Source organism: Tunicatimonas sp. (genome assembly GCF_049647865.1).
In the GTDB taxonomy this organism is placed as follows: domain Bacteria; phylum Bacteroidota; class Bacteroidia; order Cytophagales; family Cyclobacteriaceae; genus Tunicatimonas.
In genome coordinates this window covers 1-5,898 of the sequence record NZ_JBARYM010000656.1, presented here as the reverse complement: position 1 = coordinate 5,898, position 5,898 = coordinate 1, and the positions used below count along the sequence as shown (strand labels likewise).

Annotated in this window: 8 protein-coding genes; 6 read left to right on the top strand and 2 right to left on the bottom strand. The window is 41.6% G+C overall.

The features are described from left to right. The 6 genes from WBA23_RS19260 to frr form a co-directional block, all read left to right on the top strand. Positions 1-626: alkaline phosphatase D family protein (locus tag WBA23_RS19260; protein WP_424583908.1), on the top strand; the 626-nt coding region annotated here is incomplete at its 5' end. A gap of 251 nt (positions 627-877) precedes the next feature. Continuing rightward, the gene (locus tag WBA23_RS19255; protein ID WP_424583907.1) at positions 878-1,945 is read left to right on the top strand and encodes a sensor histidine kinase; all 1,068 of its coding nucleotides are present in this window, start codon (positions 878-880) and stop codon (positions 1,943-1,945) included. Further along, positions 1,942-2,631 (top strand): LytR/AlgR family response regulator transcription factor, encoded by a 690-nt coding sequence (locus WBA23_RS19250; protein WP_424583906.1) that lies wholly within the window; start codon positions 1,942-1,944, stop codon positions 2,629-2,631. Before WBA23_RS19255 ends, WBA23_RS19250 begins: the two co-directional genes overlap by 4 nt. 46 nt (positions 2,632-2,677) lie before the next feature. Next, on the top strand, positions 2,678-3,178 hold the full coding sequence (locus tag WBA23_RS19245; RefSeq protein WP_424583905.1) for an acetyl-CoA carboxylase biotin carboxyl carrier protein subunit: 501 nt from the start codon (positions 2,678-2,680) through the stop codon (positions 3,176-3,178). A 218-nt stretch (positions 3,179-3,396) separates the two neighbouring features. Next, complete coding sequence (pyrH, locus tag WBA23_RS19240; RefSeq protein WP_424583904.1) at positions 3,397-4,101, top strand: UMP kinase; 705 nt, start codon at positions 3,397-3,399, stop codon at positions 4,099-4,101. A 74-nt stretch (positions 4,102-4,175) separates the two neighbouring features. Beyond that, positions 4,176-4,739, top strand: coding sequence for a ribosome recycling factor (gene frr, locus WBA23_RS19235; protein WP_424583903.1), 564 nt, complete (start codon positions 4,176-4,178; stop codon positions 4,737-4,739). 59 nt (positions 4,740-4,798) lie between these two features. On the opposite strand, the gene nadD is transcribed toward frr, so the two are convergent. Together nadD and WBA23_RS19225 are read right to left on the bottom strand one after the other, a co-directional pair. Next, positions 4,799-5,383, bottom strand: a complete 585-nt coding sequence (gene nadD, locus WBA23_RS19230) for a nicotinate (nicotinamide) nucleotide adenylyltransferase (protein ID WP_424583902.1) — start codon at positions 5,381-5,383, stop codon at positions 4,799-4,801. A gap of 9 nt (positions 5,384-5,392) precedes the next feature. Next, positions 5,393-5,898, bottom strand: a 506-nt coding sequence (locus WBA23_RS19225; protein ID WP_424583901.1) for a fasciclin domain-containing protein, incomplete at its 5' end; no start/stop codon positions are given.

The window sequence follows — 5,898 nt, the reverse complement described above, 5'->3', positions numbered from 1 at the left end:
ACGGAAAGTTATCGTATGCCGAAGGGTTGGTAATCTGGAACGAAAATGTTCCCATGAGAGAGCTTCCCTACCGAACGGTTCGTTGGGGGCAAGATTTACAGATCTGGCTGCTGGAAGGCCGAGAGTACCGTAGTGCTAACCAAGCTCCCGATGGCGAAGGAAAAACCATACTAGGCCAGCAACAAAAGTATTGGCTTACTCAAACCTTAGCAGAATCAGATGCAACCTTTAAAGTAGTCATTTCAGCTACGCCCGTGGTGGGTCCCGACCGAAAGAAAAAATCAGATAATCATGCGAACACAGCTTTTCAAACCGAAGGTATGTGGTTGAGAAATCTACTTACTCAGCACGACAACACGTACGTGATTAACGGTGATCGGCATTGGCAGTATGTTTCGCAAGATAGCACTACCCAACTCCTTGAGTTTGGTTCGGGCCCGGTCAGCGATTCGCACGTGCAGGGCTGGAATGCGGGTAAACAACCTCAGCATCGTTACTTAAATTTAATTGGTGGCTTTTTAGGGGTCACCGTAAAACGGGAAGAAAACCAGCCCCAAATTACGTTTACTCACTTCGACGTGAACGGAGAAGCTAAAAATACTGAGCATTTTGTTGCCAATGATTAAGGTCACCTCTCCGTTGTATTGTTCAGATCTACTTGCCATACTATTGCCCATTCATCTCAGATGGTGCAAAAGCCCATCCTGCTAAGAGTTCGTTAGTTAACATGGGGGAAGTAGTAATTCCGACTGACATTATTTCTTTAGTCACATCTACAGGCTTATTTGCATCAAGCACAAGCGTACTGGTCACATTAATTTTTAGTTAAGCTGCGTAAATAATAAGATTGGGTCGTTGTTAACTAAATCGTTTCATAATGAACCTATCATTCATTGACCTAGATAAGCGGGAAGCATGGTTTCATCTGACCTTCTGGTTGCTGGTAATGGCTTCGGCCTTCTACGCTTGGTCGAATAACCTGGATTCAGTACATATTACCTTCCGGTTAATTTCGCTGGTCCTGACCTTTATTTTACCCATTTACATTAATGCTTTCATACTTATTCCCCAGTTCTTTAAGCGGGACAAATGGCTTACGTATGCTTTACTATTGGCAATAGTACTCATTGTTGTTAAAGTGCTTCATACAATATTGTTATTAGCTCCTTGGATGATTAACGATTGGGCCAGCCTCAACTTTTTCGAAGAATTTAGTCAATGGGCACTCCGAGAATTCCGCAGCTTCGATAAGTTGGTATTTAGCCAACTACCTTGGGTTGTTTACACATCGTTTGCCTATCGATTTATCAAAGACTGGTTCGTTAACGAGCAAGTTAAAAGTCGGCTGCTTGCGGAAAAATCGTCCATGGAATTAGCATTACTAAAAGCCCAAGTAAGCCCTCATTTCCTATTTAACACGTTGAATAACATCTATGCGGTAGCCCTAGAGGAACAGGCAACCAATACGGCCAGCAATATTTCTCAGCTAGGCACTTTAATGCGGTACAGTCTGCACGATTCGCAGGCTGATTTTATTTCGCTGAATAAGGAGCTGAATTATCTGGAACGCTACATTGAGTTGCAACGAATGCGGCTCAATGAAGACCAGCAACTAAATGTTCAGATTAATTCAAATGATCACAGAGCAGAGAATCTAAACATTGCTCCTATGATTTTGATGCCGTTTATCGAAAATGCCTTTAAGTACGGAATTAGTACCACTAGTGCGTCTCATATTGCCATACACCTCCGATTGGAAAGTAAACTGTTATTCATGGAAGTAAAAAATACGGTACATCGATCTGACCAATTTCAGATAGGAGGACTAGGATTGGAGAATGTAAAAACCCGACTGGCACTTATCTATCCAAATAATCACACATTAAATTACGGTAAGGAAGGCGATCAATACCGGGTTAATTTGAAACTTAACCTTATTTCATGATCAGAGCTATTGCCATAGACGATGAACCAAACGCTCTGCGGATCATTGAAAACCATGCTTCTCACATTGTGTCTTTGCAATTAGTTGAGACATTTACTAATCCATTTAAAGCCCTAAGTTTTCTGGAGGAAAACCACATTCATCTCATCTTTTTGGATATCAATATGCCCGACATTTCGGGGATAGAACTTTCCCGAATTATTCAAAAAAACCAAACATTCATCATCTTTACTACAGCTTACAGTGAATACGCGCTGGAAAGTTATAATGTTGACGCTGTAGACTATTTATTAAAACCATTTGAATTCCCTCGTTTTCACGCCGCTGTTTTAAAAGTGCAAAACCGATTACGTACATCAAGCGACGCACTGCCAGAATTTTTCTTTGTAAATATGGGCAGTGAGCGACACAAGATTAAGTATCAGGATGTAAAGTACGTTGAAAGCAGTGGCAATTATGTAACGTACCATTTACAAAGCGGAAAGGTACTGGTGCGTTCGACCATCAAACAAGTTTTAACTAGCTTACCAGCCTCCGGCTTTATTCAAGTTCAGCGCTCGTACATTGTGTCGTTAAACTACCTCGATCTCATCCGAGACAATCACATCTACATCGGCGAAGTCAGAATCTCTATTGGGCCAAAGTACCGAGAGCACTTCAAATCAATCATTGATAGCTTTAGTTGAGTATCGCGAATGTTTGTATCTTGCTTACGAACACTTCTTTTGCACTATGTACCAAGCCACTATTAATAATACCAATACCCTAACCGTTGAGGTAAACCCCGAATCTATCAAAATTAATAAGCAAGAAGTTCCCCTTAATATTCATCAGCTTTCTGAGTCCTTCTTTCATATAATTCATCAGCATAAATCTTATCGCGCTGAAGTGATAGAGGTTAATTACGACACCAAACAATTTGTTATCTCAGTAAATGGAAAAAAAGTTTCGATACAACTGCAATCCGATCTTGATAAACTATTAGAGACTCTAGGTATGGATGCCACTCTGGAAGCAGTAGTGAAAGAAGTACGTAGCCCGATGCCTGGCCTGATTCGGGGGATCAATATTGATGTAGGCAGCTCGGTAGAAGCTGGTGATAAACTGCTTACGCTGGAAGCTATGAAAATGGAGAATATTATTAAATCTCCTACTTCGGGCACAGTAGCCGCAATTTCAGTAAAAACCGGGCAGAGCGTGGAGAAAAACCAGGTGCTAGTTAGTTTTGAGTGATTGAGTGTTACAGTGTTTGAGTACGATGGTGTTATGGTGTTATGAATTTCTAAGTTTTGAACTATTGTGTATCCTTAAATCAAATCTTTGAACTTTGAACTATAACACTTTGTACTTTAACACCATAACACTATCGATAACTTTTCCTTACACCACCCCTGCCGGTTAGATAAATTTGCGTTACTTGCATCTAATTTACGACTAATCAAACGACCCGCATGAAGTACCAGCGCATTCTTTTAAAACTAAGTGGTGAAGCCCTCATGGGGAACCAACCCTACGGCATCGATCCGGAACGCATTCATCAGTACGCTCAAGAAATTAAGCAGGTAAAAGATATTGGGGTAGAAGTGGCTATTGTTATTGGCGGTGGGAATATATTTAGGGGAGTGCAAGCGCAAAATTCGGGTATGGATCGCGTTCAAGGTGATTACATGGGGATGCTGGCGACTGTTATTAACGGTATGGCTTTGCAAAGCGCGCTGGAACAAACTGGAGTCTATACCCGACTGATGTCTGGTATTAAAATGGAGCAGGTATGTGAGCCGTTTATTCGCCGTCGGGCCATTCGCCACTTGGAAAAAGGACGCATTGTTATTTTTGGGGCGGGTATCGGGAATCCGTACTTTACTACTGACTCAACTGCTAGTCTACGAGCTATTGAGATTGAATCGGATGTGGTGCTAAAAGGAACCCGCGTTGACGGAGTATATACCGCTGACCCCGAAAAAGACCCAACGGCTACCCGGTTTTCTACCATAACTTTTGGCGAAGTCTACCAGAAAAAACTTAACGTGATGGATATGACGGCTTTTACCCTCTGCCAGGAAAACAATCTGCCTATTATTGTTTTTGACATGAACAAACCCGGCAACCTATTTAATCTAATTAGCGGACAAGAGGTAGGAACGTTGATTAATTAAGAATTTTTTCCATTTTTTAGTAAGTTCGCTTCCTCAAGTATATTTTTAATACTGAAACCTAACTTTTTATACGCATGGTTGAAGAAATCGAACTTTATCTGGACGAAGCCAAACAATTGATGGAGCAGTCGCTCTCCCACGTTCATCAAGCGTTTGCAAAAATTAGGGCAGGTAAAGCAACACCTAATATGCTGGAGGGCCTAATGGTAGAATACTACGGAAATTCCACTCCCATCAACCAGGTAGCTTCCATTACCACTCCCGATGCCCGTACTATTATGATTAAACCTTGGGAGAAGAACCTGCTGAGCGAGATTGAGCGAGAAATTATGAATTCTGATTTGGGTTTGAACCCTCAAAACGATGGCGAATTAATCCGTTTAAATATTCCTCCGCTTACTGAAGAGCGACGAGTGCAATTGGTAAAGCAAGCAAAGAATGAGGCTGAAAACGGAAAGATTAGTATACGAAACGTCCGAAAAGATACTAATGACAGTATTAAAGACTTACTTAAAGAGAGTGTTTCGGAAGATGAAGTAAAGCGGGGCGAAGATAGAGTTCAGGAGCTCACCGATCAATTTACGGCTAAAGTAGAAAGCGTATTTCAGACAAAGGAAAAAGAGATTATGACGGTGTGAAAAGGAAGCCGGAGACCGAATACTGGATTCCGGACTGCGATTTCCGGATTACAGCGCAGCTACAAGTATAATTTCCGGCTTTGAATGTATTCTTTTACTAAATCGGGCACTAAATACTTAACCGATAGCCTGCTCCGAATACTTCGGCGGATGAAGGTAGCCGAGATGTCCAGCAATGGGGATTCTACTTTTTTAATGTTCGGATGATTTCTGATCTCGTCCTTTATTTTTTCCTCAGCTACGTTAGGACGAGGGTATACTAGCACCGAGGTATGAGTGAGAATCTCTTTTGCATTTTTCCAGCGATGCAAGTGCGTTAAATTATCACTGCCTAAAATCAAAGAAAACTGGTGCTGAGGGTAACGCTCATTTAAGTAGGCTAAGGTGTTCACGGTATAGCTAGGCTTGGGCATACTAAACTCAGCATTACAAGCCCGAAGATCAAAATTGTCTTCTACGGCCAGTTCTACCATTCTCAGCCGATCAATCTCATTCAAAAGTGCTTTTTGCTTTTTGAACGGATTTTGAGGCGAAACCACAAACCACACCTGATCTAGTGCGGCTTGCTGCCGCACTACATTGGCTACTATAAGATGCCCGGTATGAATGGGATTAAATGAGCCGAAAAATAAGCCTACTTTCAACGATGAAGGTTAATTGGATACTAGCACCCGATCAATAATATGCACAATTCCATTGTCGGCAATACGATCGTTGAAGACCAAATCGGCACTATCAATGGTAATTTTGTTCTCAATTTTTATGATCGATAACTCTTTACCGCCTAAAGTCGGTAATACTTCTTCGTTTACCAAATCGGCCGCTCGGTACTCACCGGCTACCACGTGATTCATTAAAATTGCTTTTAGCTCATCCTGATCTATTGCATTGGGTAAATTATTTTGTTCAGTAGGCACAATCTCTTCAAAAGCTCTATCCGAAGGGGCAAATAAAGTGTAGGGGCCAGCTAAAGAAAGCACCGAATCTAACCCAGTAGAACGTAAAGCGTTTTCTAAAAAATGTAAAGCTTCATTGTCGCCTACAGTCTCGTATACGGTTCCATTACCCAGCCGAACTTCGTTTTTCTCCATCCCAGCTACCACATCAGACTCAACCTCTATTTCTTCTTTCTCTTCTACTGATTGCTTCTTATTAGCGC